Origin of the sequence: Pseudomonas sp. Pseusp11 (assembly GCF_047304405.1) — a bacterium.
Lineage (GTDB): Bacteria > Pseudomonadota > Gammaproteobacteria > Pseudomonadales > Pseudomonadaceae > Aquipseudomonas.
In genome coordinates this window covers 1-276 of sequence record NZ_JBGLZF010000109.1, presented here as the reverse complement: position 1 = coordinate 276, position 276 = coordinate 1, and the positions used below count along the sequence as shown (strand labels likewise).

1 pseudogene is annotated in these 276 nt (G+C 66.3%); it reads right to left on the bottom strand.

The features are described from left to right. Positions 1–276: pseudogene (locus ACCC96_RS30350) on the bottom strand (glycosyltransferase); the annotation flags it as partial.

Here is a 276-nt window from a genome sequence, read left to right as displayed (position 1 = left end):
CGTAAAGGCAGTCAGTCCGTCCAGCGCCAGGCGAAAGAGGCGCAGACCGCTATAGGTGCTGGTGCCGTGCATGCGCTCGTCGGGCGTGTATGGCAGGGCCTCGCCCTTGAACCCGACCCAGGCATACAGGCCTTTCATGAAACGGGTGCGCTCGGGCAGCGCGATCAGCGCGTCGACCACGCTGCGATCCATCAGCCGGAAGTCACCAGCGTGCGCGGGCACCTGCACGCCGCGCGCATTGCTGAGCAACTGATAGAACCAGCGCGCGGCGTGCAG